The sequence below is a fragment of the Achromobacter sp. D10 genome (assembly GCF_035282245.1).
Taxonomy (GTDB): domain Bacteria; phylum Pseudomonadota; class Gammaproteobacteria; order Burkholderiales; family Burkholderiaceae_B; genus Achromobacter; species Achromobacter insolitus.
The window spans coordinates 99831-125885 of the sequence record NZ_JAYJLE010000014.1 but is presented as its reverse complement, the minus strand read 5'-3'; the positions used below and the strand labels follow the sequence as shown (position 1 = coordinate 125885).

Genomic DNA, 26055 nt, shown 5'->3' with positions numbered 1-26055 from the left:
ATTTTAGATTAGGGCCTGCTAACACCATGTTGCGACACGCTCTCGCCCCGATGTTCGAGCCCGCCTCGCTGGTGATCGTCGCCGACCGGCCGCTGCCGGCGGCGGCTTCGCTGCCCCCCGCGCTCAAGGGCAAGACCACGGTCGTCGCCTGCGAGGTCGGCGCCGCGCCGGATCTGCCGGATGCGCTGCAAGGCCTGGCCAAGGGCGAACGGCCTGATCTGGCCCTGGTTTGCGTATCGCCCGCCGTCCTGCCGGAAACGCTGCGCCGGCTGTCATCCCTGGCGCCGCGCTCCGTAATCCTGCTGCCGCATGAATTGCCCGATCCCTACCCGCGCGGCACGCTGGCGCTCTGCCGTGCCTGGGCCGAGGAAAACCGCTGCGAATTGCTGGGGCCGCGCTCCTTTGGCGCCCAGCGTCCGCACGCAGGCCTGAACCTGAGCCAGCACCCGGTGCTGGCGCGCGCCGGCCGCGTGGCGTTGCTGGCGCAGTCTCGCTCCATCATGGCCGCGGTCATGGACTGGGCCGAGGACGTGCACATCGGTTTCTCCACCGCCGTGTCGCTGGGCGACGAAGCCGTGGTGGGCCTGTCCAAGGTGCTGGACTACCTGGCCAGCGATCCGCGCACGGACAGCATCGTGCTCTATCTGGAAGACGTGGGTCCAGCCCGCGAATTCATGAGCACCCTGCGCGCGGCGGCCTCGGTCAAGCCCGTGATTGTGTTGAAGGCCGGCCGGTCCGATACCGACAGCGGCGACGCCATCTTCGACGCGGCCTTGCGCCGCGCCGGCGCGGTCCGCGTGCGCTACTTCGTGCAGTTGTTCTCGGCGGTGAAGGTGCTGGGCTACACGCGGCGCCCCAAGGGCCGACGCGTGGCGCTGATTTCCAACGGCAGCGGTCCTCCCCAATTGGCGATGGACTTGATCGGTCCCGACGCCGCCGTGCTGCGCGCGGAACTGGCTCCCGCGACCCAACGCGCGCTGGCGGCCATGCTGGAGCCGGACGCCGCCACCGCCAACCCGGTCATCACGTTTACGCCGCTGACGCCGGAACGCATACGGGCCATGCTGGACGCCGTGCTGGACGATAACGGTGTGGACGGTGTGCTGGTGCTGCTGGCGCCCGACGCGCTGGCCGACATGCAGGCCGTGGCGCGTGAACTGGCGCAGATTGCCCCCAAGGCGAAAAAGCCCGTCGTGACGTGTTTCATGGGCGACGCCGGCATGCGGCCGCTGCGGCGCATGCTGGACGACGCGGGCACGTCGGCATTCCGCACGCCTGAGTCGGCTGCGGACGCTTTCGGCGTGCTCGCGACCCACCACTACAACCAGCAACTGCTGCTGCAGACGCAGCCGCCGGAGCCGGCCAGCCACGTGCCGGACCTGGCGGCCGCGCGCGAGATCCTGGCGCGCGTGCGCGCCGAGTGCCGGCGCGAATTGAACACCGCCGAGATCCGCAGCCTGCTGGCCCTGTTCTACGTGCCGCTGCGCGACACGCCGATGGACGTGGCCGCGGCCGAGCCGGAATCCCGCCCCATGGCGATCCGGGTGCGGCGCGATCCGCAATTCGGCCCGGTCATCCGCTTCGGCGCGGGCGGCCCGGACGCGGTGCTGTCCCTGTCCGACCGTGGCATGGACCTGCCGCCGCTCAACGGCTTCCTGGCCCGCCAACTGATCGAGCGCAGCCGGCTGTGGCGCCGGGTGCTGGCGCCGCGCATCGGCCATATGGCCGCCGAGGCGCTGCAGCAGGCGGTAGTGCTGGTGTCAGAACTGGTGTCGGAACTGCCCGATATCGAGTCCCTGGACATCGATCCTCTATACGCCGGCGAAACGCATTTGCGCGCCGGCGGCCTGCGCATGACCCTGACCGAAAAGCCGGGTTGTGAATCGCCACAGACAGCGGGCTACCCCCACATGGCGATCCATCCCTATCCAGCGCGGCTGGTGCAGGTGCGGCGTTTCGCGGACGGCATACCCTGGGTGTTGCGCCCGATCCGGCCCGAGGACGCCGAGCCGCTGCAGGAATTCATCCGAGGCTTGTCCGAACGTTCGCGCTACATGCGCTTTGTGTCCATGATGCGCGAGCTGACGCCGCGCATGGTGTCGCGCTATACGCAGGTGGACTATCACCGCGAGCTGGCCCTGGTGGCCGCCACGCAGGTGCCGAATCCGGCCAACCGCGGCCATCCTCGGGAGGTGCTGGTGGGCTTTGCCCACTACCTGCGCAATCCCGACGGCCGGGGGGCGGAGTATGCGCTGGTGATTGGCGACGACTGGCAGCGGCGCGGACTGGGCCGCCAATTGATGTCGGCGCTGATCGACGCGGCGCGCGAGCAGGGGCTGGAATACATCGATGGCCTGGTGCTGTCGACCAACCGGCCCATGCTGGCGCTGATGACCAGCCTGGGCTTCACCAACGACGCGGATCCGGAAGACCCGACGATGCGCCGGGTCTGGCTGAACCTGTCCTGATCCCGCCAGGTCCGGGACGTTCGTTCAGGCGGTCTTCCTGGCCGCCTGGACGGGCTTTAAGCGCGCGATCGATTCGTCCACCGACAGCACGTCGCCAAAGAACAGCATCCAGCCATGCAGCGCGTTTTCGTGTTCGGCCGGCGTGACCGCAGCCAGCGCGTCATCCACCATGATGGTGCGGAAGTCCCGCATCATCGCATCGCGGGCGGTGGATTCACAGCACACATTGGTGACGGTGCCGGCGATCAACAGCGTGTCCACGCCGCGCCCGCGCAATAGCGGCTCCAGCTCGGACGAACCGGGCGCCATCGCGCTGTAGAAGCGTTTGGTCACCCGCAGGTCCGCGTCGTGCGCATGCAGGTCGTGGTGCAGCGCGTAGCCGGGAGCGTCGCGCCGCAGCGTTTCCAGGCGCCGGGCGCTGCGCTCCGGCGTCAACATCACGCCATGGTGGTGGGACCAGAACGAATCGGCGTTGTCCGAGGCGGTCTGCACCCACACGATGGTGCCGCCGGCGGCGCGCACCGCGTCGCACAGGCGGTTGATGGGGGCGATGATCTCGCGCGCGGGGGCGCATTCGCCCTGGTAGCCCGGCAGGGTGAAGTACTGCTGCATGTCCACCACCACCACGGCCAGACGCGCGGCGGGCAGCTCGTCATAGGGATGCAGACAGCCCTGGCGGGCGATCACGCGGTCCTTTACCCATTGCGGGAATTCCATGGCGGTTCCTTATCCGTAGCGCCGCGCGATGGCGGCCTCGATGCGGTAGACGATCAGGTACATCACGCTGGAGATCACGGCCAGTATGGCGATGGCGGTCATGACGATGTTCAGCTTGAACACCTGGCTGCCGTTCATGATGAGAAAGCCCAGGCCGGAGTCCGCCGACTGGAATTCGCCCACGATGACCCCCACCAGCGCCAGGCCGATGTTCATCTTTACGGCAGCGATCAGCGTGGGGACGCTGCCCGGCAGCACGACCTTGGTCAGCACCTGCCAGCGGCTGGCGCCGAAGGTGTGGGCCAGCTTCACCTTGTTCAGGTCTATGCCGCGAAAGCCCGCGTAAACCACCATGATGGTCACGAAGACCGCGATGGCCACGGCCATACCGTACACCGCGTAATCCGAACCCAGCCACAGGTAGAAGATCGGCACGAAGGCGATCTTGGGCATGGCGTTGGCCACCACCAGGAAGGGGTCCAGCACCTTGTAGAGGAAATCGGACCACCACAGCGCGGCCGCCACCACGATGCCGATCACCATGCTCAGGCCAAAGCCCACGAGCGTGGCGCTGAGCGTGGTCATGATGTGCTTGCCCAGGTTGCCGTTGTTCCACAGTTCAATGAACGTGGGCCACAGCGCGCTGGGATAGCTCGTCAGCAAGGGGTTGAGGATGTGCATGCGCGGCAGGATTTCCCAGGCGCACAGGAAGACGGCCAGCAGCAGGGCCTGCGCGATGCGGATGTGCCTGCGGCGGGCGCGGTCGCGCCGCAGATAGTTCAGGTACTTCTCGCTGGGCGCGCGCACGGCGCGTAGCGGTACGGTGTTGGCGATGGGCGCGTTCATGGTCAACCCTCCACGTGGACGTCCAGCTCGTCCCATAGCTGTTTGAAGTAGGTATTGAATTCCGGCCGCGAACGCGCCTGGAATGGCGTGGGCCTGGCCTGGCCGTCGCCATAGTGGATGCGGTATTGGCTTTTCAGGCGGCCGGGCCGGCGCGACAGCACGATCACGCGATCCGTCATGGCGATGGCTTCGCCGATGTCGTGGGTGACCAGCACCACCGTCTTGCCCTCGCGCCGCAGAATGTCCACCACTTCATCGGAGATCGCCAGCCGCGTCTGCGAATCCAGCGCGGAGAAGGGCTCGTCCAGCAGGATGACGTCGGGTTCGGTGACCAGCGTGCGAGCCAACGCGGCGCGTTGCCGCATGCCGCCCGACAGCTGGCGCGGCGTATGCGACAGGAAAGCGCCCAAGCCGCATTTCTCCAGCAGGTGCACGGCGCGGGCTTCGCTGCGCGCATCGCGCCGCCCCTGGATCTCGGCGCCCAGCATCACGTTGTCCAGGATGGTGCGCCACTCGAACAGATAGTCCTGCTGCAGCATGTAGCCGATGCGAGGATTCGGCTTGGTCACGGCCTGGCCATCTATCATCACGGCGCCCGAGGTGGGCGGAATCAGGCCGGCGATCAGGGACAGCAGTGTGCTCTTGCCGCAGCCGCTTTGCCCGATCAGGCTGACGAATTCGCCCGCCGCCAGCGTGAAGGACACGTTCGACAGTGCTTCGGTCTCGCCTTCCTGCGTAAAGTACGAAAGACAGACCTCGCGCAGTTCGATCTTCGCCGTGGCGGTATCCGGCTTCAGGTTGTGGATGACGGCTCCCATCATTGGGCCTTCTTGGCGAAGTCGGCCACCACCACGTCTTCGTACTTCACGCGGGCGCTGTCCTTCATGACCGCGCTGGCGATCAGCATGTCCTGCAACTGGTTCATGGCTTCCGCCGTCACCAACGGCGTGGTTTTCCAGATCTGGTATTGCTTGTAGCGTTCGATGGCCTCGGTTACGGCGGCCTGGTCCATACCGGGGAAGTAGCTCATGATCTGCGGGGTCAGCGTGGCGGCGGGAGTGTCCTTTACGTACTTCTCGGCGCGCGCCACCACGTTGGTCCAGGCCTGGATGACCTTGGGGTTGTCGCGGATGTATTTATCGGTGGCGGTGAATACGGTGTAGTCCACCTGGCCGACTTCGTGGCCCACGGACGCGACGATGTACCCCTTGCCATTGCGCACCAGCTCGCCGGCCTCGGGTTCAAGAAAAATGCCGTACTCCCCTTGGCCTGCCATCCACGCGCCTGCGCGCGCTGGAATGCCGATGTTGTTCAGCAGCTTTACGTCCTTTTGCGGATCCACGCCGTGCTTGCGCAACGCCGTTTCCAGGAACACGATGGGGTTGGATCCCGGACGGAAACCGATCACTTCCTTGCCCTTGAGCATGGACCAGTCGAACTTCTCCACCGGCTTGCGCGCCAGCAGGAAAAACCCGTCGGTGGCGGTCAGCCCGGCGAAGATCTTGGGCTTGACCGGGGATTCGCTGTTGTGGACGTAGATGGAGGCCTCGGGCCCGATCAGCACGATGTCGGCGCTGCCGGACAGCAGGGCGGTCATGCCCTTGTCGGTGCCTTGCGAGGTCTTCATGGACACGTCCAGGCCGGCGTCCTTGAAGTAACCCTGCGACAGGGCCACGTACTTGGGCACGTAAAGAATGGACCGCACGACTTCTTCGTAGCGGATCTTCACCGGGGGATTGAGGGCTTCGGCCTGGGCGGCCAGGGGGGCGAGCAACGCTAGCAGCGCCGCTGCCGCCAGACGGGGCGATGGCAAGAATTTCACGGGACTTTCTCCTGCGTCTTGAATGCCACGCCGAAACCCGGCGCAACACGGCCAATGGGATGGATCGACTCGACTGCAACAACAGGGAAGCCCGAACTGCACGCCCGGGCCGGTAAGGCTTGGATCGAATACTATATTCAATGCAAATGGGCGACAAGCTTTTTGAAGTTGGCGTTTTTCTCTATGGACGCAGGAAAGGCAGCCTAGGAAAATTCCAGGCTGGGATACCAGTTGGTATACAAAATGAAATCGCAGACCGCCAGGGCCTGCGAGTGGGCGGGCAGGGCGCGGCGCGCCCCTCTGCCGCGATCAGGGCCGCCGGGCGCGGCCCCGCATGGTCTTCAGACCAGGACTTGCTTCAGGAACTTGGAGATATCCGCCACTTCCTCGGCGCAGACCGAGTGCGGCATCGGGTAGGTGTGCCATTGCACGTCGTAACCCAGCCGCTGCAGCTCGGCCAGCGAGGCCTGGGCGCGCGGCAGCGACACCACCGGGTCGTATTGGCCGTGAGCCAGGAAGATGGGCGTGTCCTGATTGGCGCTGTTGCGCTCGGCCTCGGCCGTGTCCAGCAGCGGCAGATAGCCCGACAAGCCCATCATGCCCGCTAGCTTTTCCGGCAGGCGGATGCCCGTATGCAGGGTCATGGCGCAGCCCTGCGAAAAGCCCGCCAGCACGATTTTCGACGTGGGGATGCCGCGGGCGTTCTCGCGCGCGATCAGCTTGTGGATCTGGGCCTCCGAGGCGCGGATGCCCCGGCCGTCCTCGACGCGCACCAGGTCCATGACCAGGATGTCGTACCAGGAGCGCATCGCCATGCCGTTATTGATCGTCACGCGCTGCACCGGCGCGTTCGGGAAAACGAAGCGCACCGACACGCCGGCCGGCAGGTCCAGCTCCGGCACGATGGGCGCGAAGTCGTTGCCGTCGGCGCCCAGGCCGTGCAGCCAGATCACAGCATGCGTGGGGTTGGGAGCGGTTTCGATCTCGATGCAATCGAGCAGGTCGGTCGGAGCGTTCATGGACGGAGGGTGGTGAATCAGAGGGTAAGGGTCTTCAGGGCCTGGAACAGCGCGCGGTAATGCTTCTTCTGCGGCTCCTGGCCTTGCAGCAGGGCGGCGTTGGCCAGCTTTTCCTTGCGGGCGGCGCGGATCAAGGCGCGCAGTTGCTGGACGTCGGCCTGCGGATTGCTATTGAGCAACCGCGTCAGGGCATCGTCGTCGTCGAGCAGGCGGTCGCGCAGCGTTTCCAGCCGGTGCATGGCGGCGGTTTCCTCGCGCGAACCGTTTTCCCAGATATCGAGCTGGGCGCGGATTTCGTCGGCCGGCGCGTCGCGCATCAGCTTGCCCACGAAGTGAACCTGGCGCCGCTTGCCTTCGCGCCCGGTGGTGCGCTGCGCCATGCGGATCGCCTCATAGAGGCGTTCTTCCAGGGGCAGCTGCTTGAGACGTTCGGGGGACAGTTCGATCAGCTGCTTGCCCAGGTCCAGCAGGGCGTGCATCTCGCGCTTGATCTGGGACTTGCTGGGGCGGTCGTAGCCGTTCTCGTCGTAACCGTCGTCGACGGATTCTTCTTCAGTATGGGAATTCATGGAAAACTGCGCAATGACAGACTTGGCTATGATAACCGTCTCTGCAAATTGGACAGCAATGGTTAAATCCTCCTCATCCTTGCCGCTGGCGGCGAATCACGCGCGTTTTTCCGAACTCGTCGAACAAACCCTCGCCTATGCGCGCCAGATCGGCGCCTCCGACGCCGCGGCGGAAGTCTCGGAAAGCCTGGGCCTGTCGGTCTCCGTCCGCAAGAACGACATTGAAACCGTCGAACAGACGCGCGACCGCTCGTTGGACCTGACGGTCTACGCCGGCCAGAGCCGCGGCTCCGCCTCCACCTCCGATTTTTCCGAAGCGGCGCTGCGCCAGACGGTGGAAGCCGCCTGGCACATCGCGCGCCATACCGCCGCCGATCCGGCCGCCGGCCTGCCCGACGCCGATCAACTGGCCACTGAATTCCCCAATCTGGACTTGCACCGCGCGTGGGGCGTGTCCACCGAAGAAGCCGCGGAGCTGGCGCTGCGCGCCGAGCGTGCTGCCCGCGAGGTCGATCCGCGCATCACCAACACCGATGGCGCGACCGTGGGCACCTACGAAGGCCAGTTCGTGATGGGCAACACGCGCGGCTTCCTGGGCGGCTACCCCTATTCGCGCCACAGCTTGTCGGTGGCGCCCATCGCCGGCCGCGGCAACGGCATGCAGCGGGACTATTGGTATAGCTCCGAGCGCGATCCGGCCAAGCTGGCCTCGCCCGAAGCAATCGGCCGCTACGCCGCCGAGCGCACGCTCTCGCGTCTGTCGGCCCGCCGCATCCGCACCGGCAAATTTCCCGTCCTGTTCGAAGCGCCGCTGGCGCTGGGGCTGGTTGGCGCCCTGACCCAGGCGGCCAACGGCGGCGCGCTGTACCGCAAGGCCAGTTTCCTCCTGGACTCGCTGGGCAAGCCCATTTTTCCTGAACACATCAACCTCACCGAGGATCCGCATATCCCCGGCGCCATGGGCAGCTCGCCCTTTGACGACGAAGGCGTGCGCACGCGCCGCCGCAGCGTGGTGTCGGCCGGCGTGCTGGAAGGCTACTTCCTCTCTTCCTACACTGCCCGCAAGCTGGGCCTGACGACCACCGGCAATGCGGGCGGGTCGCATAATCTGGTGTTCAGCTCCACCTTGACCCGCCGGGGTGACGACTTCGAAGCCATGCTCAAGAAGATGGGCACGGGCTTTCTCGTCACCGAACTCATCGGCCAGGGCGTGAACTACGTGACGGGCGACTACTCGCGCGGCGCGTTCGGCTATTGGGTGGAAAACGGCCAGATCCAGCACGCCGTGCAGGAAGTCACGATCGCGGGCAACCTGAATGACATGTTCAAGCAGATCGTGGCGGTCGGCGCCGACACGATTTCCCGCGGCACCAAGACCACCGGCTCGATCCTGATCGAGCAGATGGCGATCGCCGGAACCTGATCCTCCGGGCGGCCGCGGCCCGTGTGCCGCGGCCGGCTACCGGATCGCCGCAGTCGTTCCGGTCTTTGCAATCCCTTACCTGATAGTGTGGCAAGGCAGGCCGATATCAGCGTGTAATATCCGGCGGGTATCGCTTGATGTCCCAGGTGTTGCTGTAAAGGAGCAAAGAGATGCAACGACGTTCGTTCTTGAAGCACGCCGGTCTCGGCGCCGTCGCTACCGGCGCCGCAGTCAGCGCGCCCGCGTTCGCGCAGGACATGCCCTCACTGAGCTGGCGCCTGTCTTCCGGCTTCCCCAGCACCCTGGACCTGCGCATCGGAGCGGGCGAAAGCTTCTGTAAATTTGTCTCGGAAGCCACCGGCGGGAAATTCAACATCCGCCACTTCCCCGAGGGCGACATCGTGCCCGCCGCGGACCTGATGGAAGCGGTGTCCACCAAGAAGGTGGAATGCGGTCATGCTTCGTCCCGCGCCTACTACGCCAAGAATCCCGTCTTCTGCTTCGACGCTGCCGTGCCCTTCGGGTTGAACGCAAGGCAGATGAACGCCTGGATGAGCGAAGGCGGCGGCCTGCGGCTCACCCGCGAGCTCTTCAAACCGGAAAAAATCATCAACTTTCCGCTAGGCAACACCGGTGCCCAGATGGGGGGTTGGTTCAATAAGGAAATCAAGCGCGCCGGCGACCTGAAGGACCTGAAAATGCGCGTCGGCGGCTTGGCGGGCGACGTGCTGGCCAAACTGGGTGTCGCGCCACAGCAGGCGGACCTGGCCAAACTGACTGAGGCCTTCGAGAAGGACGGCCTGCAAGCGGTGGCCGGCGCGGGGCCGTACGACGACGACAAGCTGGGCCTGAATAAGGTTGCTAAGTATTACTACGCACCGGGCTGGTGGGCCCCCGGCGAACAGCTGTCGCTTTATATCAATGACGAGGCCTGGAACGCGCTGCCTAAGAATTATCAGGCCCTTGTCGAGGCCGCCGCGCAGGCTGCGCACGCCGCCACCATCGCCCGCTATGACGCCCGCAACTCGGCGGCGCTGGCTCAATTGACGGCTAATGGCGCGCAAGTCCGCGCATTTCCGCGATCCATCATGGATCTGGCATTCGAGGCTACGCAGCAAGTCTACAAGGACTTGGGCGCCAAAGACCCCAGATTCAAGGCGATGCACGATAGTTACATGGGTTTTCGCGACAGGGAGATGCCATGGTTCCGTTTGACCGAAAGCGCCTACGACCAGTATCTGGGCGTGGCGTTATCGGCCAGAACGTAGGACACTTACGCCTGCCGAATATCATTCGGCCAGCGTTAGGGTTTTTGCTAGTAACCACACGTTTTTTACAAAAAAATGGGCGGTTTGTAGGCTTTTGTTGAATGGCGTTCGAGTATCCGCCTGATACAAAGGAGTAATATCCCGGGTCTTGACGCGCAAACACGGCGCCTTTAGGCGGCGTTCGTCGTCAATCCGGCAGGATTACATCAGCCCGGATTACCAATATTCCGAGACAGACTTTAAGGTGGTAACAACCATGCAATCCAAGACCAAGAAGCTGCTGGCCGCGCTGATCGCCGCCGGTATCGTCCCGGCTGCCCATGCGGCCGACATCAAGATCGGTGTGGCGGAAGCCCTGTCCGGCGGCGCCGCCCAGTACGGCGTGTCGATCCGCAACGGTTTCCAGCTTGCTGCTGATGAAATCAACGCCGCCGGCGGCATCAACGGCAACAAGATCGTGCTCGTGGTCGAGGACGAACAAGGCAAGAAAGAAGAAGCGATCAACGTCTTCAAGAAACTGATCTTCAAGGACAACGTCCTGATGGTCTTCGGCCCGACGCTGTCGAACTCGGCCCAGGCCGCCGACCCGATCGCCCAGGCTGCCAAGACGGTCGTCTTCGGCACCTCGAACACTGCCGACGGCATCACCTCCATCGGCAACTACGTGTTCCGCAACTCGGTCACCGAAGCCGACGTGCTGCCCGCCACCATCTCCACCGTCAAGGCCAAGACCGGCCTGAAGAATGTCGCTGTCCTGTACGGCAACGACGACGTCTTCACCAAGAGCGGCTACGACAACTTCAAGAAGGCCCTGGAAGACCAGAAGATCCCGGTCACGACGACCGAAACGTTCGCCAAGGGCGACGTGGACTTCAAGGCCCAGCTGACCAAGATCAAGGGCACCAACCCCGACGCCATCGTGCTGTCCGCGCTGCTGGCCGAAGGTGCTCCGATCATGGTCCAGGCCCGCCAGCTCGGCCTGAACGTGCCGGTCATCGGCGGCAACGGCATGAACTCGGTCAAGATTTTCGACCTGGCCCCCGGCGGCGCGTCGAACAATCTGTGGATCGGCAGCCCGTGGTCGATCGAGAACAAGGCGCCCGAGAACGTCAAGTTCATCGACGCGTACAAGGCCAAGTTCAACGGCGCGCCCGACCAGTTCGCGGCCCAGTCGTACGACGCCATGTACATCGCCGCCCAGGCGCTGAAGAACGTCAAGATCTCCGGCGAACTGCCCAAGGATCGCGCAGCCCTGCGCGACGCGCTGCCCTCGGTCACGTGGACCGGCGCCACCGGCGCGTTCAAGTTCCGTCAAGCCAACGACCGCGCCGGCAAGCCCGCCGGCTACGATGCCGACCAGGCCCCCATCGTCAGCGTGACGAAGGACGGCAAGTACGTCATCGAAAAGTAAGCGCTACGCATCCCCGCGCGGGGGGATGCGCCTTGCGGATGGCCCGGCCGTCCGCAAGGCGCTTTTTATCGCAGGGCCGTCACCCTAAAAGAATCGCCTCCTTGCCAGGAGGCTCAAGGCCATGCAGTGGGCGCTGCATGGGGCCCTCACAGCTTTGGAAAGTCCCATCATGTTCGAACAACAATTCGTCAATGCCTTGTCGCTGGGCTGTGTGTATGCACTGTTCGCGCTGGGCTTCACGCTGATCTTCGGCGTGCTCGGGGTGATCAACCTGGCGCATGGCGCCGTTTTCATGGTTGGCGCCTACGCAGCACTGTTCGTGGTGCAGCAATTCAGCCTGCCCCTGTGGGCGGCGCTGATGGCCGCGTTCTTCGTCGCCGGCTTTACCGGGGTCATCATCGACTACCTGGTGCTCAAGCCGCTGCGCAAGCGCAACGCGCCTCACCTGATCCCCATGATCGCCACCATTGGCGTGGGCATCATCCTGAATAATTCCGCCCAGGGCATCTTCGGCGCCAGCAACCTGCGCTTCCCGCACGGCACCGTGCCCGAGGAAGTGATCGAGATCGCCGGCCTGCACCTGACCGTCATCGAACTGGGCATTATCTTCCTGTCTTTCGCGCTGATGGCCGTGCTGATGTTCGTCATGCGCCGCACGCAATTCGGCCGCGCCCTGCGCGCCATCGCCGAATCGCCCAAGGCTGCCTGGCTGCTGGGCATCAACGTCGAAAAACTGTTCGTCACCACCTCGTTCGCCGCTGCCGCCCTGGGCGGCGTGGCCGGCGTGCTGATCGGCCTGTACTCGAACGCATTGTTCCCCCTGATGGGCCAGCCCATGCTGCACAAGGGCATCGCGGTCATCATCCTGGGCGGCATGGGCGACATCCGCGGCGCCATGCTGGGCGGCCTGTTCCTCGGCTTTGCCGAGGTGCTGTCGGTGGCCTATATCGGCTCCACCATGCGTGATGCGGTGGCTTTCGGCCTGCTGTTCCTGATCCTGCTGGTGCGCCCGCAAGGTCTGTTCGGCAAAGTGGTTCAACGCAAGGCTTAAAGAATGAGCGGATTCGAAAATTTCTGGGCCATCTACGGCAACCTGGTGCTCACGCTGGGCACCAACGCCTTGCTGGCCCTCTCCATCTGGCTGACCCTGGCTTGCGGCATGCTCGCCATGGCCAATGCAGCCTTCATGGGCATCGGGGCGTACACCGCCGCGCTGCTCACCATGAACTACGACGCGCCGTTCTCGGTCGCGCTTGCCGGCGGCATGGCCGCGCCCGCGCTGGTGGCGGCACTGATCGGCTTGCCGACCTTGCGGCTGTCAGGGGTCTACCTCGCCATGGCCACGCTGGGCTTCGGCGAAGTGGTTCGCGTGACCATCCTCAACACCGAGTCCATTACCGGCGGCGCGCTGGGCCTTAACGGCATTCCGCAGCTGACCCAGTGGTGGCATGTGGTGCTGGCGGTCGTCATCGTGCTGTTCGTGCTGTGGCGCGTGCGCGCCTCCAAGATCGGTCGCTCGTTCGACGCCATCCGCGGCGATGAAACCGCGGCAGGCCTCATGGGCATCGATGTGCGCGCCAATAAGATGCTGGCCTTCGTGGCCGGCGCGATGATCGCGGGTCTGGCCGGCGCCTTGAACGCGCACCTGACCTTCTTTATCGGTCCCAACGAATACGGTTTCGACCGTGGCGTGGAAATCCTGACCATGGCGATCCTGGGCGGCATTGGCGGCCTGGCCGGTCCCGTGCTGGGCAGCTTCATCATTACCGTGTTGCCCGAAATGCTGCGCGGTTTTGCCGATCTGCGCCTGGTCGCGAACGGAGTGATTCTGGTGGTGATTGTGTTGTTCCTGCCGCAAGGCATCTGGGATCCGGCGCGCTTCAAGCGCTGGATGCGCCAAGGACGCCAGGGAGGCAAGCGCCATGCTTGAGCTTTCTTCCGTCTCCAAGAGCTTTGGCGGCCTGCATGTGCTGCATGACGTCAGCCTGTCCGTGCCCGAGGGCGCCATCTTCGGCCTGATCGGCCCCAATGGCGCCGGCAAGACCACGGTGTTCAACCTCATTACTGGCTTGCTGCCGCCCAGCGGCGGCACCATCACGTTCAACGGCCAGAGCGTCCTGGACAAGAAGCCGCACCGCATCACGCGCATGGGCATCGCCCGCACCTTCCAGAACATCCGTCTCTTCAAGGAAATGACGTTGCTGGAAAACGTGGTGGTAGGGGCCTACCGTCACATGAATTACGGCTTCCCCAGCCTGTTGCTGGGCCTGCCGGGCTACCGCGAGCACGAAAAGCGCGCCCGTGAACGCGCGCACGAACTGTTGACGTGGATGCGCCTGGACCACAAGGCCAACGATCTGGCCGATAACCTGTCCTACGGCGAACAGCGCCGTCTCGAGCTGGCGCGCGCGCTGGCCACCGAGCCCAAGCTGTTGCTGCTGGATGAGCCGGTCGCCGGCATGAACACCGGCGAGCGCGCCGAACTCATGCGCGAGATCCTGGCCATCCGCGACCGCGGCTACACCATCCTCATGATCGAGCACGACATGCGCTTCGTCATGGGGCTGTGCGAGCGCATCGCGGTGCTGAACTTCGGCAAGATCATCGCTTGCGGCGGGCCCGAGGAAATCCGCAACAACGAACAGGTCATCGAAGCCTACCTGGGCCGCGAAGACGACGAAGACACCGAACAAACGGAGGCTGCACGATGAGTCGCCGGGCCGCTCCCAAGACGAATACCGTAGCGCATTGCGCGGAGGCTGCACAATGAGCGCCATGCTGGAAGTCCGCGGACTCGAGGTCAACTATGGCCATATCGAAGCCGTCCGCGGCATCGACCTGGACCTGAACGCCAAGGAAATCACCGCTCTGGTCGGCGCCAATGGCGCTGGCAAATCGACCACGCTGCTGGCACTGTCGGGCCTCTTGCCCAAGGCGCGCGGCAAGATCACCTTTGAAGGCGAGGACATCACCAACCTGCCGCCGCACCAGCTCGTGGCGCGCGGCATCGTGCAGGTCCCGGAAGGGCGGGCCATCCTCACCACCATGACCGTGCTCGAAAACCTTGAGCTGGGCGCCTACCGCCGCGGCCTCAAGAATGTCGACTCGGACCTGGAATACGTGTTCAACCTGTTTCCGCGCCTGAAGGAACGGATCACCGGCATCGCTGGCAACCTGTCGGGCGGCGAGCAGCAGATGCTGGCCATCGGCCGCGCCTTGATGGCCAAGCCCCGCCTGCTGCTGCTGGACGAACCCTCCATGGGGCTGGCGCCCATCGTCGTGCAGGAGATCTTCCGTTCGCTGCGCGCGATCAATGCCGACGGCCTGACCCTGTTCCTGGTTGAGCAGAACGTCCGCCAGGCGCTGAAGATCGCCCAACACGGCTACGTGCTGGAGAACGGCGCCATGGCGCTGTCGGGCACCGGCCGCGAGCTGCTGGGGCATCCCCGCGTGCTGGAAGCGTATCTGGGCGCCTGATCCCGGGCACCAGCCCGGGCTGCGTCCCTTATTAAAAAAGCCGCCGGCGCCCTCGAGGCGCCGCCGGCGCATTCCTTGATTTGAATAGAGTTGCCCACTTTTTGAGCAGCTGTGTTAGAATCGCAGGCTTTCCCTCATTTTGGCCAATGCACGGGCGGGTAATAACGCTTAGGCAAGACGCTGATATCGGCCGAGTTTTCTTTTAACCCCTGTAAATCCTTGCGGTTTTTTCCGGGAATTCGGTCTAGTTTGGGGAAAAATACTGGCTGGATGGTCCAGCCAGGAAATTTTTATTCTTAGGAACCATCATGAAGACCTTTGTGGCCAAGCCGCATGAAGTCCAACGTGACTGGTTTGTGATCGACGCCAAGGGCAAAGTCCTCGGTCGTGTGGCCAGCGAAGTCGCACGTCGTCTGCGTGGCAAGCACAAACCTGAATTCACGCCGCACGTTGATACCGGTGACTACATCGTCATCATCAACGCTGCCGATATCGTTGTTACGGGCGCCAAGGCGAAGGACAAGAAGTACTTCCGCCACACGACGTACCCGGGCGGTATCCGTGAAACGAACTTCGAGAAGATGCAAGAGCGTTTTCCCGGCCGCGCCATCCAGAAGGCTGTCAAGGGCATGCTGCCCAAGGGTCCTCTGGGCTACGCCATGATCAAGAAACTGAAGGTGTACGCCGGTGCCGAGCACCCGCACACCGCCCAGCAGCCCAAGACGCTGGATATCTAAGGAAACGCCATGATCGGTAACTGGAATTACGGAACCGGCCGTCGCAAAACCTCGGTGGCTCGCGTTTTCATCAAGAAGGGCACGGGTAAGATCGTTGTCAACGGCAAGCCCGTCGACGAGTTCTTCGCTCGCGAAACCGGCCGCATGATCGTGCGCCAGCCGCTGGAACTGACCGGCCACCTGGAATCGTTCGACATCAAGGTCAACGTGCACGGCGGCGGTGAAACCGGCCAGGCCGGCGCAGTCCGTCACGGTATCACGCGTGCCCTGATCGACTACGACGCGACCCTGAAGTCCGCGCTGTCGCAAGCCGGCTTCGTCACTCGCGACGCCCGCGAAGTGGAACGCAAGAAGGTTGGCTTCCGCAAGGCACGTCGTCGCAAGCAGTTCAGCAAGCGTTAATACGCTGCCAAAAAAGCCCGCTTCGGCGGGCTTTTTTTCGTACCCTTGTTTCAGCGCCGGGTGCTGTCGCGCCCTGTGCGTCCCTGTGCGGAACTCCGCGCATTCCGCCCGGTCGGAAAGAAGGACTGCGGTGCCATTTCGGGCTCTTAGCCGCAACACCCGCTTTCCCGAGCGATACAATCGATCCTCGTTCTACGAAGAGCACACATCATGGCCCAAGCATCGAACACCCGCATCAAGGTTGGTATCGTCGGCGGCACCGGTTATACCGGCGTCGAGCTGCTGCGTTTGCTGTCGCAGCATCCCAATGTGGAACTGACCGCCATCACGTCCCGCAAGGAAGACGGGCTGCCGGTGGCTGACATGTATCCGAACCTGCGCGGTCGCGTGAACCTCGCCTTCTCCGCGCCGGAAAAGGCCACGCTGACGGATTGCGACGTCGTGTTCTTCGCGACGCCCCACGGCGTGGCCATGGCCCAGGCCCAGGAACTGATCGCCGCCGGTACGCGCGTTATCGACCTGGCTGCGGACTTCCGCCTGCAGGACATTCCCACCTTCGAACGCTGGTACAAGATTCCCCATACCTGCCCGGACATTCTGGCCGAGTCCCAGTATGGCCTGGTGGAACTGAACCGCGAGGCCATCTCCAAGGCCCGCGTCATCGGCAACCCTGGCTGCTATCCCACTACCGTGCTGCTGGGCCTGGCTCCGCTGCTCGAAGGCGGCAAAAAGCTGGTTGACGCGCAAACCCTGATCGCCGACTGCAAGTCGGGCGTGTCGGGCGCCGGCCGCAAGGCGGAAGTGGGCTCGCTGTTCTCCGAAGCCTCCGATAACTTCAAGGCCTATGGCGTGGCCGGCCACCGTCATCACCCTGAAATCGTCGCGCAGCTGGAAAAGATCGCTGGCGCCAAGGTTGGTCTTACCTTCGTGCCCCATCTGGTGCCGATGATCCGCGGCATGTTCTCCACCCTTTACGCGCGCATCCTGCCCGAGGCGCGTGACACGGATTTCCAGGCCTTGTTCGAACAGCGCTACGCCGACGAGCCTTTCGTCGATGTGATGCCTGTCGGCAGCCTGCCCGAAACGCGTTCGGTGCGTGCTTCGAACAATCTGCGTATCGCGCTCAGCCGTCCGGGCAACGGCGACCAACTGATCGTCATGGTGGTCCAGGACAACCTGGTCAAGGGCGCCGCCGGCCAGGCCGTCCAGAACATGAACCTGATGTTTGGCGTTCCTGAGTCGACCGGCCTGGACCAGGTCGCGATCCTGCCTTGATGTCCTGAGGCTTGCGGCCCAGCGCCGCAAGCCGCCGCTCTTTATGCCCACCGAGTCCCCCATCGCGCCTCAGCATCGCCCCGCCAGCGGGCTGGTGCGCGTGGTCGTAGCGTTGGTGATCGGCGCGCTGTTGGGCGGTTCCGCCAGTTTCTTCTACGCGCGCCAGCTCTACCGGCCCAAGGACGCGGTGCTGGTCAGCGCCCGGCAGGCCGAGGCCCAGGAAGAGGCCATGCGCCAGCAGTCCACGCAACTGCGCTACACGCAAGGGCAGTTGGACACCGCCGATGGCGAACTGGTCATCGAGCGCGCCGCGCGCCAGGAATTGGAAACCCAGCTGCGCGCAGCGCAGGCCGAGGTCGGCAGGGTGCGCGACCAGTTGGCTTTTTACGAACAGTTGCTGCCCCCCGGACCCGAAGGTTCCGTGGACATCCGAGGTGTCGAAATCGACCGCGGCGCTGGCGGCCTGCGCTATAAGGTCCTGCTGATGCGCAGCGGCCGTAACGGTGGCGCGCCGTTCTCGGGGGCCTTGCGTTTCCAGGCCACGGGCATTCTGAAAGGCGAAACCGTAAAAGTGGACTTGGCGCCCATGCAGGTCAAGGCCGAGTCCGGCTCCGTCGCCATTCCGGGGGACAGCGCGCCGACCTCGCCATTGGCCTTGCAGTTCGATCAGTACCAGCGTAGCCAGGGCATCCTGGCGCTGCCCGAGGGATTTGTCCCCGAAAGCGTGACTGTCAGCGTCCTGGAGGGCGATACCGTCCGCGCGTCAAGAAGCGTCAAGCTCGAACTTTGAGTCTGCGCAAGCCCTGAGCTATAGTGACAACATGCGAGCGCCGTTGCCGCTCACCGAAATATGGCCGAACCGGCCAGGAGTGAACCATGAATGCAGTGACCGAAACCGTCGACCTGCAGGCTGCCCCGCCTGCTCCCCTGGTGTTTACCGACTCGGCCGCGGCCAAGGTGAAGGATCTGTTGGCCGAAGAAGGCAATCCCGAACTGAAGCTGCGCGTCTTCGTACAGGGCGGGGGCTGTTCGGGGTTCCAATACGGCTTCACCTTCGACGAAGTCGTGAACGATGACGACACCGTGCTGGACAAGGCCGGCGTGCAGTTGCTGGTCGATCCGATGAGCTTCCAATACCTGGTCGGCGCAGAGATCGACTACAAGGAAGACCTGGAAGGCGCGCAATTCGTCATCCGCAATCCCAACGCCAGCACCACCTGCGGCTGCGGTTCCTCGTTCTCGGTGTAAATTCTCCGGGCAGGACAAGAAAAAGCCCTTCGGCGCGCCGAAGGGCTTTTTGCGTTGGCAGGCGTCAGGCGGGGTAGAGCGCGCCCAGGATCCGCGGGCCGCGTGCGCCAGTGACCGCAGGCAAGCCTGCCGGTCTGCGTTGCATGAAGGCTTGCGCCAGCCAGGCGAACGCCAGCGCCTCGACTTCCTGTGCCGGCACGCCCAGCGCATCCGTGGGGCGCACGGGGCGTTGCAGGCAGTACGCCAGCTCGCGCATCAGTCCCGTGTTGCGCGCGCCGCCTCCACATACGAAGACTTCCTGCGTGCTTGCCGCCGCGGCATCAATGGCGTTGGCAACCGTGCGCGCCGTCAGGCGCTGCAGCGTGGCCTGCACGTCTTGCGGCGCGGGCTTGGGGCCATCGAACGCCGCCAGGCGCTCGTCCAGCCATTGCATGTTGAACAGGTCCCGTCCGGTGGACTTGGGCGGAGGCAGGGCAAACCAGGGTTCGCTGGAGATCAGTTGTTCCAGCAGGGGCGCCAGGACTTGCCCGGTGGCTGCCCAGCGGCCATCGGCGTCGTAGGCTTGGCCCAGATGGCGCTGGCACCAGCCGTCCAGCAGGACATTGGCGGGGCCGGTGTCGAAGCCGCGAGGGGCGTGCCCCGGCTCCAGCAAGGTCACGTTGGCGATGCCGCCCAGATTGAGGACGGCGCGGCCTTGGGGCGCACCGAAGATGGCGGCATGGAAAGGCGGCACCAGCGGTGCGCCCTGGCCGCCAGCGGCCACGTCGCGGCTGCGGAAATCCGCAACTACGTCGATGCCCGTCAATTCCGCCAGCAGCGCGGGCGCATTCAGTTGCACGGTGTAGCCGAGGTCGGGCCGATGCCGAACCGTCTGGCCATGGGCGCCGATTGCGGCGACGTCGCCAGCGGCCACGCCGGCATGTTGAAGCAGGGCGGCCACGGCTTGCGCATACAGGCGGGCAAGGCTGTTCGCGGCCAGCGCGGCGCGGGCCAGCTCATCATCGCCGGATTGGTTCAGGGCCAGCAGCTCGCGCCGCAGATCCGCGGGCATGGGCAGGCTGGCGCTGGCTTGTACGGCTGGCGGCTGGCCGTCGCCCAGGCGTACCAGCACACCGTCCACGCCATCGACGCTGGTGCCCGACATGAGGCCAATGTAGAGCTGTGTGTCCTGGTGCTGCGAAGGAGGAGAGGAGTTCACAAGGGCCTCGGTAAAGAAAAAAGCGGCCGCGCAGCTGAAAGTGCGGGGCCGCTTTTGACGGGACGTTTGACCGGTATTAGCGGCTGGCCACGTTGGTCAGCGCGTCGGGCAGGGTCTGCTGGAATTCCGTCAGCAACTGGATCTGCGCCTTGTAGGGGGCCACGGCCTGGTTGAAGGCGCGGACTTCGGCGGGTTCCAGGCTACGGGCGACCGGCAGGTCCACCGACAGCGGATCGATGGGCTGGTTGTCCACGCGGAATTCGTAGTGCAGGTGCGGACCGGTGGCCCAGCCGGTAGAGCCGACATAGCCCAGCAGCTGGCCCTGCGAAACCTTCGAACCCTTGGTGATGCCTTCGGCGATACGGCTCTGGTGCGCGTAGAGCGTCGAATACTTGCCGTGGTGCTTGACGATGACGACGTTGCCGTAGCCATTCTGCCAGCCCGAGAATTCCACCGTGCCGTCGGCCGTGGAATGGATCGGCGTGCCCGAGGGCGCGGCGTAGTCCACGCCCTTGTGTCCCGTCCAGGTCTTGTGGATGGGATGCATGCGCATGCCGAACGTGGAGCTGATGCGGCTGAACTTGAGGGCGGTGCGCAGGAACGCGCCGCGCAGGCTGGTGCCGTCGAAGTCGTAGTACGAGCCGTTCTTTTCGTCCGGGCTGAACCAGACCGCGTTGTAGGTCTTGTCGCCGTTGATGAATTCCAGCGCCAGCACGCGGCCGGCGCCAGCATAGCGGCCGTCGTGGGAACGCACTTCGTAGACCACGCGGAACTGGTCGCCCTGGCGCAGGTCGCGCAGGAAGTCGATCTTGGCGCTGAGGATGTCGGCCATTTGCATGGTGACCGAGTCCGGGATGCCGGCGGCGTCGGTGGCGCCGAACAGCGAGGAGCGGATCGTGCCCACGGCGACGCGGGTCTGGCGCTCTGTGCTTTCGGTGATTTCCTCGGCCTTGTAGCTGTCGCCCGCGGGCGCAACGTGCAGCATGCGGGTCACGACCTGGCCATCCGCCTCGTTGCCGGGCGTGTGGATATAACGGAGCCAGATCAAATTGCCCGCTTCGTCAGTGGCAGCCTGCACCGAGCGGCCCGGGTACAGCTTGTAGATGCTGCGGGCGCTGGCATCGTGCGTCAGGAAGGTCTGCAGGCTGGGCGCGTCGAGTTCCAGGCGCTGCAGCACGGCGGCCAGCGTGTCGCCAGCGCGGATCCGGGTTTCGCTGATGTAGGGCGCGGCGCTGGGGGTGCTGACTTCGACTTGCTCGGAGCTCAGCGGCAGGACGCTGCTGATGATGCGCGAAGGGGGGAGTTCGGTGCGGTCGGGTTGCTGCACCATGCCGAGGGCGGCGGCGCCGGCGAACAGACCAATTGCAGTGACGAGAAGAGTGCGGCGGAAAAGTCCCGAGCGCTGGGGCTTGGGCTGGACGGGCGCAAACACGGCAGCAACTTTGCGCTTGATGCTACTCGCCAGTTCGTGGAGGCCACGATTCATCGTGAAGATACCCTCTCAGGTGGCTTGAGCTCGCAGGGTGCGTAACACGAACGGCCCTCGCGCGCACATACGGGGCAAGGGCTGGCGCGGGGCGCATCTTGTGAACAACGGGGTGTAAACCGGACCGCAACTGCGTATATATGGCAATTGCGTATGATTAGGGCGGTATCCTAGCTGATTCGGCTAGAATTTTCGATAGTTTTCGTCACTTTTTACACCTTTTTATCGGCTGAAGCCGAGTTGGTCCCCCTGCCATGTCATCCTCAGAAGCCCCGATTACCCCCGAAGTCGAAGCAGATCTGCGTATAGCGAAGCGCGGCTGCGACGAGTTGCTGGTCGAGTCCGAATTCGCTCGCAAGCTCGCCAGGAGCCGCGCCACGGGCGTGCCCCTGCGCATCAAGCTGGGGCTGGATCCGACCGCGCCGGACATCCACCTGGGTCATACGGTGGTGCTGAACAAGATGCGCCAACTGCAGGACATGGGCCACAACGTCATCTTCCTGATCGGCGATTTCACCTCCACCATCGGCGATCCCAGCGGCCGCAACAATACCCGCCCGCCGCTCACGCGCGAACAGATCGAAGCCAACGCCAAGACCTATTACGCCCAGGCCAGCCTGGTGCTGGATCCGGCCCGCACCGAGATCCGCTACAACTCCGAGTGGTGCGATCCGCTGGGCGCGCGCGGCATGATCCAGCTTGCCTCGCGATACACGGTCGCGCGCATGATGGAGCGCGAGGACTTCACCAAGCGCTTCAAGGGCGGAATCCCGATCTCGGTCCATGAATTCCTGTATCCGCTGATGCAGGGTTATGACTCGGTGGCACTGAAATCCGATCTGGAGCTGGGGGGCACCGATCAGAAGTTCAACCTGTTGGTTGGGCGCGAGCTGCAAAAGGAGTACGGCCAGGAGCCGCAGTGCATCTTGACTATGCCCTTGCTGGTCGGGACGGACGGCGTAGAGAAGATGTCCAAGTCCAAGGGCAACTACATCGGCATTTCGGAGTCGCCCGACTCCATGTTCGGCAAGCTGATGTCGATTTCGGACACGCTGATGTGGCGCTACTTCGAGCTGCTGTCGTTCCGCACGCTGGAAGACATTGCCGCGCTCAAGCAGGAGATCGACGGCGGCCGCAACCCGCGCGACGCCAAGGTCATGCTGGCCCAGGAAATCATTGCGCGCTTCCATTCCGCCAAGGCTGCCGACGAGGCCCTGGCCTCGTTCGAGGCCCGTTTCCGCGACGGCGCCATCCCCGATGACATCCCCGAAGTGAACATCGGCGGCGCGCCGGTGGGCATCCTCAAGCTGCTGCGCGAAGCGGGCCTGGTCGCGTCGGGTTCGGAAGCGCAGCGCAACGTGGAGCAGGGCGGCGTGCGCGTCAATGGCGACCGCGTGGAAGACAAATCGTTGCAATTGCCGGCGGGGACCTACGTCGTTCAGGTGGGCAAGCGCAAATTTGCGCGTGTTAACTTGAACCCATGATTGCTGACCTTTTGCCGCCGGGCCGCCCCAAGGCAAAAGCGGCCCCCTTGGGGGGCAGCAAGCCGTAGGCGCAGCGTGGGGGTAGTTCCTCCGCCGGGCCGCCCCAAGGCAAAAAGCGGCCCCCTTGGGGGGCAGCAAGCGCGTCGCGTGCTGCGTGGGGGCTTTTTTTGATACGCTGAGGGTACAGACAGGGGCAGTGGGGCCTTTGCGGCACATCAAGGAGCACGACATGAAACTTTCGAGTTTGTCCTTTTCCGATAACGAGTCGATTCCCGAGCGCTATGCCTTCGGCAAAATCGATGCGCAATCGCACGTCGCGCTGGCAGACAACTTCAACCCGCAGTTTTCCTGGGACGAAGTTCCGGCGGGCACGCAGTCATTTGCGTTGATCTGCCATGATCCGGATGTGCCCTCCGAGCCCGACGACGTCAACCAGGAAGGCCGCGAAGTGCCGGCCAGCCTGCCTCGCGTGGACTTTTTCCACTGGGTGCTGGTTGATTTGCCAGCCGACCTGCGCGACATCGAGGAAGGCACCTTTTCCAGCGGCATCACGCCGCGCGGCAAGGGCGGCCCGTTGGCGCCGATGGACGCGCGCCAGGGCATCAACTCGTATTCGTCATGGTTTGCGAACGATCACGACATGAGCGGCGACTACTTCGGCTATGACGGTCCTTGCCCGCCCTGGAACGATGCCATCCCGCACCGCTACGTGTTCACCCTGTACGCGCTGGACGTGCCCACGCTGAACCTGCAGGGTTCGTTCACCGGCGAAGACGCGCTGCGCGCCATCCAGAAGCACGTGCTGGCGCAGGCATCGCTGACGGGTACCTATACGCTCAACCCGAGGCTGGCCCCCAAGCAGATCGGGGCCACTTCCGCCTGATCCGTCACGGTGCAAACCAAGGCCGCAAGATTTGCGGCCTTTTTTATTTCCAGCCTGCGGGTTCAGCCTGCGGCGCGCTTGAGCCGCAGCAGCGCCAATCCGAAGCTGATGAAGATGGCGCCCACCAGGCGGTTGATCCAGGCCACGATACGCGGCTGGCGCAGCAGGCGCCGCGCGCGGTGGGCCAGGGACCCATAGGCCAGCAGCGACACCAGCGACATGGCCGTGAAGATACCCGTCAGGATGAAGAACTGCGGCAGCAGCGGTTCGGCGGCATTCAGGAACTGCGGAAACAGCGCCGTGAAGAACAGGATGGGTTTGGGGTTGAGCGTCGCCACCATGGCGGCTTCCAGATAGAGCCGGCCGGCGCTGCGCGGCGCTTGCGCAGCGGTGTCGGAGGGCGGCGCGATATTCGAGCGTCCCAGGATGTGGCGCAGGCCGATGTAGAGCAGGTAGGCCGCGCCGGCCACCTTCAGCAGCATGAACAGCATGGCGGACGATTGCAGCACCATGCCCAATCCCAGCATGGCGGCCGCCGACAGCAGGGACAGGCCCGTGACGTTGCCCAGGGTGGATGGCACCACAGCCCGCAGGCCGCCCGCTGCGCCGTTGCGGATGGCCAGCATGGTGGCGGGCCCAGGGCTGACGACGCTTACTGCGGCTACTAACGAGTAGGTTATTAGCGTGGCGCTTTGCATGAAAGTTTCTCAAATCGGGTTGAGAGGGGTTTTCGGCCCCGGGAGGATGGCGTGGTTTTCGCGCCCATCGGGCGAATTTTGCCCGGGTTCCGGGCATTTTGGGCGCATTTGATCCTGTCCGACGCGGTAAACTATTCCTCATTCTCCGGGTTTACCCACCCGGGCGCAGTTTTCTCCTCTCTTACCGCCTCAGGAATCCCCCGTCATGTTTGACCGCAACCTCACCTTGTCCAAGGCTGACCCGGACGTTTGGGCCGCCATCCAGAAGGAAGACGTCCGCCAGGAACAGCACATCGAGCTGATCGCCTCGGAGAACTACGCCAGCCCGGCCGTCATGGAAGCCCAGGGCACGCAGCTCACCAACAAGTACGCCGAAGGCTACCCGGGCAAGCGTTACTACGGTGGTTGCGAGTACGTGGACGTGGTCGAGCAACTGGCCATCGACCGCCTGAAGCAGATCTTCGGCGCCGAAGCCGCCAACGTGCAGCCCAACTCGGGTTCGCAGGCCAACCAGGGCGTGTACATGGCCGTCCTGAAGCCGGGCGACACGGTGCTGGGCATGAGCCTGGCTGAAGGCGGCCACCTGACGCACGGCGCGTCGGTCAATGCCTCGGGCAAGCTGTACAACTTCATCTCCTACGGCCTGGACGAAAACGAAGTCCTGAACTACGACCAGGTCGAAAAGCTCGCCCGCGAACACAAGCCCAAGCTGATCGTCGCCGGCGCTTCCGCCTATGCGTTGCACATCGATTTCGAACGCATGGCCCGCATCGCCCGTGAAAACGGCGCGCTGTTCATGGTCGACATCGCCCACTACGCCGGCCTGGTCGCCGGTGGCGCCTACCCCAACCCGGTCCCGCACGCCGACTTCGTCACCTCGACGACGCACAAGTCGCTGCGCGGCCCGCGCGGCGGCGTCATCATGATGAAGGCCGAACACGAGAAGATCATCAACTCGGCCATCTTCCCCGGCATTCAGGGCGGTCCGCTGATGCACGTCATCGCCGGCAAGGCCGTGGCCTTCAAGGAAGCGCTGGAACCCGCTTTCAAGGACTACGCGCAGCAAGTGGTCAAGAACGCCAAGGTGCTGGCCGACACGCTGGTCAAGCGTGGCCTGCGCATCGTTTCGGGCCGCACCGAAAGCCACGTCATGCTGGTGGACCTGCGTTCCAAGGGCATCACGGGCAAGGAAGCGGAAGCCGTGCTGGGCCAGGCCCACATTACGGTGAACAAGAACGCCATCCCGAACGATCCGGAAAAGCCCTTCGTGACCAGCGGCATCCGTCTGGGCACCCCGGCCATGACCACGCGCGGTTTCACCGAAGCGGAAGCCGAACTTACCGCCAACCTGATCGCCGACGTGCTGGACAACCCGCGTGACGAAGCCAACATCGCCGCTGTGCGCGCCAAGGTCAACGAACTGACCTCGCGCCTGCCGGTCTACGGCAAGAAGTAATAGCATCCCTGCGGCGGGCTGCGGCCCTGCCGCCGCGGTCCACAAGGGACGGCCCCGAAAGGCGGCCGTCCCTTTGCTTTCAGGCCGGCAAGTACAGCGGACTGTGAAAAATACGGGACGGATTAGCCCATATCGGCGCTGGCGGCGGGTTGCCTCGTTACAATATGC

At 64.3% G+C, this 26055-nt stretch carries 25 protein-coding genes; 16 read left to right on the top strand and 9 right to left on the bottom strand.

The features are described 5' to 3' along the window. Positions 1 to 26: 26 nt before the first annotated feature. Positions 27 to 2468: a GNAT family N-acetyltransferase gene (locus VCS63_RS26435; RefSeq protein WP_323881492.1), complete on the top strand. Its 2442-nt coding sequence runs from the start codon at positions 27 to 29 to the stop codon at positions 2466 to 2468. Positions 2469 to 2492: 24 nt separating this feature from the next. On the opposite strand, the gene VCS63_RS26430 is transcribed toward VCS63_RS26435, so the two are convergent. The 6 genes from VCS63_RS26430 to yjgA all read right to left on the bottom strand — a co-directional run bounded on the left by VCS63_RS26430 (position 2493) and on the right by yjgA (position 7441). Further along, the gene (locus VCS63_RS26430; RefSeq protein WP_112966656.1) at positions 2493 to 3185 is read right to left on the bottom strand and encodes an isochorismatase family cysteine hydrolase; all 693 of its coding nucleotides are present in this window, start codon (positions 3183 to 3185) and stop codon (positions 2493 to 2495) included. A gap of 9 nt (positions 3186 to 3194) precedes the next feature. Beyond that, positions 3195 to 4031 (bottom strand): ABC transporter permease, encoded by an 837-nt coding sequence (locus tag VCS63_RS26425; RefSeq protein ID WP_042796323.1) that lies wholly within the window; start codon positions 4029 to 4031, stop codon positions 3195 to 3197. A 2-nt stretch (positions 4032 to 4033) separates the two neighbouring features. Continuing rightward, complete coding sequence (locus tag VCS63_RS26420) at positions 4034 to 4849, bottom strand: ABC transporter ATP-binding protein (protein ID WP_042797538.1); 816 nt, start codon at positions 4847 to 4849, stop codon at positions 4034 to 4036. Further along, positions 4849 to 5853, bottom strand: a complete 1005-nt coding sequence (locus VCS63_RS26415; protein WP_042796324.1) for an ABC transporter substrate-binding protein — start codon at positions 5851 to 5853, stop codon at positions 4849 to 4851. The genes VCS63_RS26420 and VCS63_RS26415 overlap by 1 nt, the downstream gene beginning before the upstream one ends. A gap of 341 nt (positions 5854 to 6194) precedes the next feature. Then, on the bottom strand, positions 6195 to 6872 hold the full coding sequence (locus VCS63_RS26410) for an alpha/beta hydrolase (RefSeq protein ID WP_042796325.1): 678 nt from the start codon (positions 6870 to 6872) through the stop codon (positions 6195 to 6197). 17 nt (positions 6873 to 6889) lie between these two features. Continuing rightward, complete coding sequence (gene yjgA / locus VCS63_RS26405) at positions 6890 to 7441, bottom strand: ribosome biogenesis factor YjgA (RefSeq protein WP_042796326.1); 552 nt, start codon at positions 7439 to 7441, stop codon at positions 6890 to 6892. 58 nt (positions 7442 to 7499) lie between these two features. On the opposite strand from yjgA, the gene pmbA reads away from it, so the two are divergent. The 12 genes from pmbA (at position 7500) to erpA (ending at position 18682) form a co-directional block, all read left to right on the top strand. Continuing rightward, positions 7500 to 8864 (top strand): metalloprotease PmbA, encoded by a 1365-nt coding sequence (gene pmbA, locus VCS63_RS26400; RefSeq protein ID WP_063639785.1) that lies wholly within the window; start codon positions 7500 to 7502, stop codon positions 8862 to 8864. A gap of 170 nt (positions 8865 to 9034) precedes the next feature. Beyond that, a complete protein-coding gene (locus tag VCS63_RS26395) occupies positions 9035 to 10132 on the top strand; it encodes a TRAP transporter substrate-binding protein (RefSeq protein WP_112966655.1) in 1098 nt (365 codons plus the stop codon). Positions 10133 to 10388: 256 nt separating this feature from the next. Continuing rightward, positions 10389 to 11543, top strand: coding sequence for an ABC transporter substrate-binding protein (locus VCS63_RS26390; protein WP_042796328.1), 1155 nt, complete (start codon positions 10389 to 10391; stop codon positions 11541 to 11543). A 169-nt stretch (positions 11544 to 11712) separates the two neighbouring features. After that, on the top strand, positions 11713 to 12594 hold the full coding sequence (locus VCS63_RS26385) for a branched-chain amino acid ABC transporter permease (protein WP_042796329.1): 882 nt from the start codon (positions 11713 to 11715) through the stop codon (positions 12592 to 12594). A gap of 3 nt (positions 12595 to 12597) precedes the next feature. Continuing rightward, on the top strand, positions 12598 to 13473 hold the full coding sequence (locus VCS63_RS26380; protein WP_013391409.1) for a branched-chain amino acid ABC transporter permease: 876 nt from the start codon (positions 12598 to 12600) through the stop codon (positions 13471 to 13473). After that, on the top strand, positions 13466 to 14254 hold the full coding sequence (locus VCS63_RS26375) for an ABC transporter ATP-binding protein (protein WP_042796331.1): 789 nt from the start codon (positions 13466 to 13468) through the stop codon (positions 14252 to 14254). The genes VCS63_RS26380 and VCS63_RS26375 overlap by 8 nt, the downstream gene beginning before the upstream one ends. 55 nt (positions 14255 to 14309) lie before the next feature. Beyond that, positions 14310 to 15020 (top strand): ABC transporter ATP-binding protein, encoded by a 711-nt coding sequence (locus tag VCS63_RS26370; protein WP_042796332.1) that lies wholly within the window; start codon positions 14310 to 14312, stop codon positions 15018 to 15020. Between the two features lie 308 nt (positions 15021 to 15328). After that, complete coding sequence (gene rplM, locus VCS63_RS26365) at positions 15329 to 15757, top strand: 50S ribosomal protein L13 (RefSeq protein ID WP_042796333.1); 429 nt, start codon at positions 15329 to 15331, stop codon at positions 15755 to 15757. A gap of 9 nt (positions 15758 to 15766) precedes the next feature. Continuing rightward, entirely contained in the window at positions 15767 to 16159 is a 393-nt protein-coding gene (gene rpsI / locus VCS63_RS26360) for a 30S ribosomal protein S9 (protein WP_042796334.1), read from the top strand. A gap of 210 nt (positions 16160 to 16369) precedes the next feature. Beyond that, positions 16370 to 17434 carry an N-acetyl-gamma-glutamyl-phosphate reductase gene (argC, locus tag VCS63_RS26355; RefSeq protein ID WP_063639779.1) on the top strand — a complete coding sequence of 355 codons (1065 nt, stop codon included), beginning with the start codon at positions 16370 to 16372 and terminating at the stop codon, positions 17432 to 17434. Positions 17435 to 17477: 43 nt separating this feature from the next. Further along, a complete protein-coding gene (locus VCS63_RS26350; protein WP_042796336.1) occupies positions 17478 to 18224 on the top strand; it encodes a DUF6776 family protein in 747 nt (248 codons plus the stop codon). A gap of 86 nt (positions 18225 to 18310) precedes the next feature. Continuing rightward, the gene (erpA, locus tag VCS63_RS26345; protein WP_013391415.1) at positions 18311 to 18682 is read left to right on the top strand and encodes an iron-sulfur cluster insertion protein ErpA; all 372 of its coding nucleotides are present in this window, start codon (positions 18311 to 18313) and stop codon (positions 18680 to 18682) included. A 64-nt stretch (positions 18683 to 18746) separates the two neighbouring features. Here erpA and VCS63_RS26340 read toward each other — a convergent pair whose 3' ends face one another. Together VCS63_RS26340 and VCS63_RS26335 are read right to left on the bottom strand one after the other, a co-directional pair. Beyond that, the gene (locus tag VCS63_RS26340) at positions 18747 to 19880 is read right to left on the bottom strand and encodes an anhydro-N-acetylmuramic acid kinase (RefSeq protein WP_063962514.1); all 1134 of its coding nucleotides are present in this window, start codon (positions 19878 to 19880) and stop codon (positions 18747 to 18749) included. A gap of 76 nt (positions 19881 to 19956) precedes the next feature. Next, the gene (locus VCS63_RS26335) at positions 19957 to 21366 is read right to left on the bottom strand and encodes a M23 family metallopeptidase (protein ID WP_042796338.1); all 1410 of its coding nucleotides are present in this window, start codon (positions 21364 to 21366) and stop codon (positions 19957 to 19959) included. Between the two features lie 254 nt (positions 21367 to 21620). On the opposite strand from VCS63_RS26335, the gene tyrS reads away from it, so the two are divergent. After that, entirely contained in the window at positions 21621 to 22850 is a 1230-nt protein-coding gene (tyrS, locus tag VCS63_RS26330) for a tyrosine--tRNA ligase (protein ID WP_042796339.1), read from the top strand. 229 nt (positions 22851 to 23079) lie between these two features. After that, positions 23080 to 23733 carry a YbhB/YbcL family Raf kinase inhibitor-like protein gene (locus VCS63_RS26325; RefSeq protein WP_042796340.1) on the top strand — a complete coding sequence of 218 codons (654 nt, stop codon included), beginning with the start codon at positions 23080 to 23082 and terminating at the stop codon, positions 23731 to 23733. Positions 23734 to 23795: 62 nt separating this feature from the next. Here the strand turns inward: VCS63_RS26325 and VCS63_RS26320 are convergent, their stop codons facing one another. Further along, positions 23796 to 24431: a LysE family translocator gene (locus VCS63_RS26320; protein ID WP_149065200.1), complete on the bottom strand. Its 636-nt coding sequence runs from the start codon at positions 24429 to 24431 to the stop codon at positions 23796 to 23798. 205 nt (positions 24432 to 24636) lie between these two features. Here VCS63_RS26320 and glyA point away from each other — a divergent pair, with 205 nt between their 5' ends. Then, the gene (gene glyA / locus VCS63_RS26315; protein WP_042796342.1) at positions 24637 to 25887 is read left to right on the top strand and encodes a serine hydroxymethyltransferase; all 1251 of its coding nucleotides are present in this window, start codon (positions 24637 to 24639) and stop codon (positions 25885 to 25887) included. The last annotated feature ends 168 nt before the right edge of the window (positions 25888 to 26055 follow it).

What these genes read in the sequence shown, in the direction of transcription:
- VCS63_RS26435 (WP_323881492.1), top strand. Translation starts at nt 27, where the DNA reads ATGTTGCGACACGCTCTCGCCCCGATGTTCGAGCCCGCCTCGCTGGTG.
- VCS63_RS26430 (WP_112966656.1), bottom strand. Translation starts at nt 3,185, where the DNA reads ATGGAATTCCCGCAATGGGTAAAGGACCGCGTGATCGCCCGCCAGGGC.
- VCS63_RS26425 (WP_042796323.1), bottom strand. Translation starts at nt 4,031, where the DNA reads ATGAACGCGCCCATCGCCAACACCGTACCGCTACGCGCCGTGCGCGCG.
- VCS63_RS26420 (WP_042797538.1), bottom strand. Translation starts at nt 4,849, where the DNA reads ATGGGAGCCGTCATCCACAACCTGAAGCCGGATACCGCCACGGCGAAG.
- VCS63_RS26410 (WP_042796325.1), bottom strand. Translation starts at nt 6,872, where the DNA reads ATGAACGCTCCGACCGACCTGCTCGATTGCATCGAGATCGAAACCGCT.
- yjgA (WP_042796326.1), bottom strand. Translation starts at nt 7,441, where the DNA reads ATGAATTCCCATACTGAAGAAGAATCCGTCGACGACGGTTACGACGAG.
- pmbA (WP_063639785.1), top strand. Translation starts at nt 7,500, where the DNA reads ATGGTTAAATCCTCCTCATCCTTGCCGCTGGCGGCGAATCACGCGCGT.
- VCS63_RS26395 (WP_112966655.1), top strand. Translation starts at nt 9,035, where the DNA reads ATGCAACGACGTTCGTTCTTGAAGCACGCCGGTCTCGGCGCCGTCGCT.
- VCS63_RS26390 (WP_042796328.1), top strand. Translation starts at nt 10,389, where the DNA reads ATGCAATCCAAGACCAAGAAGCTGCTGGCCGCGCTGATCGCCGCCGGT.
- VCS63_RS26385 (WP_042796329.1), top strand. Translation starts at nt 11,713, where the DNA reads ATGTTCGAACAACAATTCGTCAATGCCTTGTCGCTGGGCTGTGTGTAT.
- VCS63_RS26380 (WP_013391409.1), top strand. Translation starts at nt 12,598, where the DNA reads ATGAGCGGATTCGAAAATTTCTGGGCCATCTACGGCAACCTGGTGCTC.
- VCS63_RS26375 (WP_042796331.1), top strand. Translation starts at nt 13,466, where the DNA reads ATGCTTGAGCTTTCTTCCGTCTCCAAGAGCTTTGGCGGCCTGCATGTG.
- VCS63_RS26370 (WP_042796332.1), top strand. Translation starts at nt 14,310, where the DNA reads ATGAGCGCCATGCTGGAAGTCCGCGGACTCGAGGTCAACTATGGCCAT.
- rplM (WP_042796333.1), top strand. Translation starts at nt 15,329, where the DNA reads ATGAAGACCTTTGTGGCCAAGCCGCATGAAGTCCAACGTGACTGGTTT.
- rpsI (WP_042796334.1), top strand. Translation starts at nt 15,767, where the DNA reads ATGATCGGTAACTGGAATTACGGAACCGGCCGTCGCAAAACCTCGGTG.
- argC (WP_063639779.1), top strand. Translation starts at nt 16,370, where the DNA reads ATGGCCCAAGCATCGAACACCCGCATCAAGGTTGGTATCGTCGGCGGC.
- VCS63_RS26350 (WP_042796336.1), top strand. Translation starts at nt 17,478, where the DNA reads ATGCCCACCGAGTCCCCCATCGCGCCTCAGCATCGCCCCGCCAGCGGG.
- erpA (WP_013391415.1), top strand. Translation starts at nt 18,311, where the DNA reads ATGAATGCAGTGACCGAAACCGTCGACCTGCAGGCTGCCCCGCCTGCT.
- VCS63_RS26335 (WP_042796338.1), bottom strand. Translation starts at nt 21,366, where the DNA reads ATGAATCGTGGCCTCCACGAACTGGCGAGTAGCATCAAGCGCAAAGTT.
- tyrS (WP_042796339.1), top strand. Translation starts at nt 21,621, where the DNA reads ATGTCATCCTCAGAAGCCCCGATTACCCCCGAAGTCGAAGCAGATCTG.
- VCS63_RS26325 (WP_042796340.1), top strand. Translation starts at nt 23,080, where the DNA reads ATGAAACTTTCGAGTTTGTCCTTTTCCGATAACGAGTCGATTCCCGAG.
- VCS63_RS26320 (WP_149065200.1), bottom strand. Translation starts at nt 24,431, where the DNA reads ATGCAAAGCGCCACGCTAATAACCTACTCGTTAGTAGCCGCAGTAAGC.
- glyA (WP_042796342.1), top strand. Translation starts at nt 24,637, where the DNA reads ATGTTTGACCGCAACCTCACCTTGTCCAAGGCTGACCCGGACGTTTGG.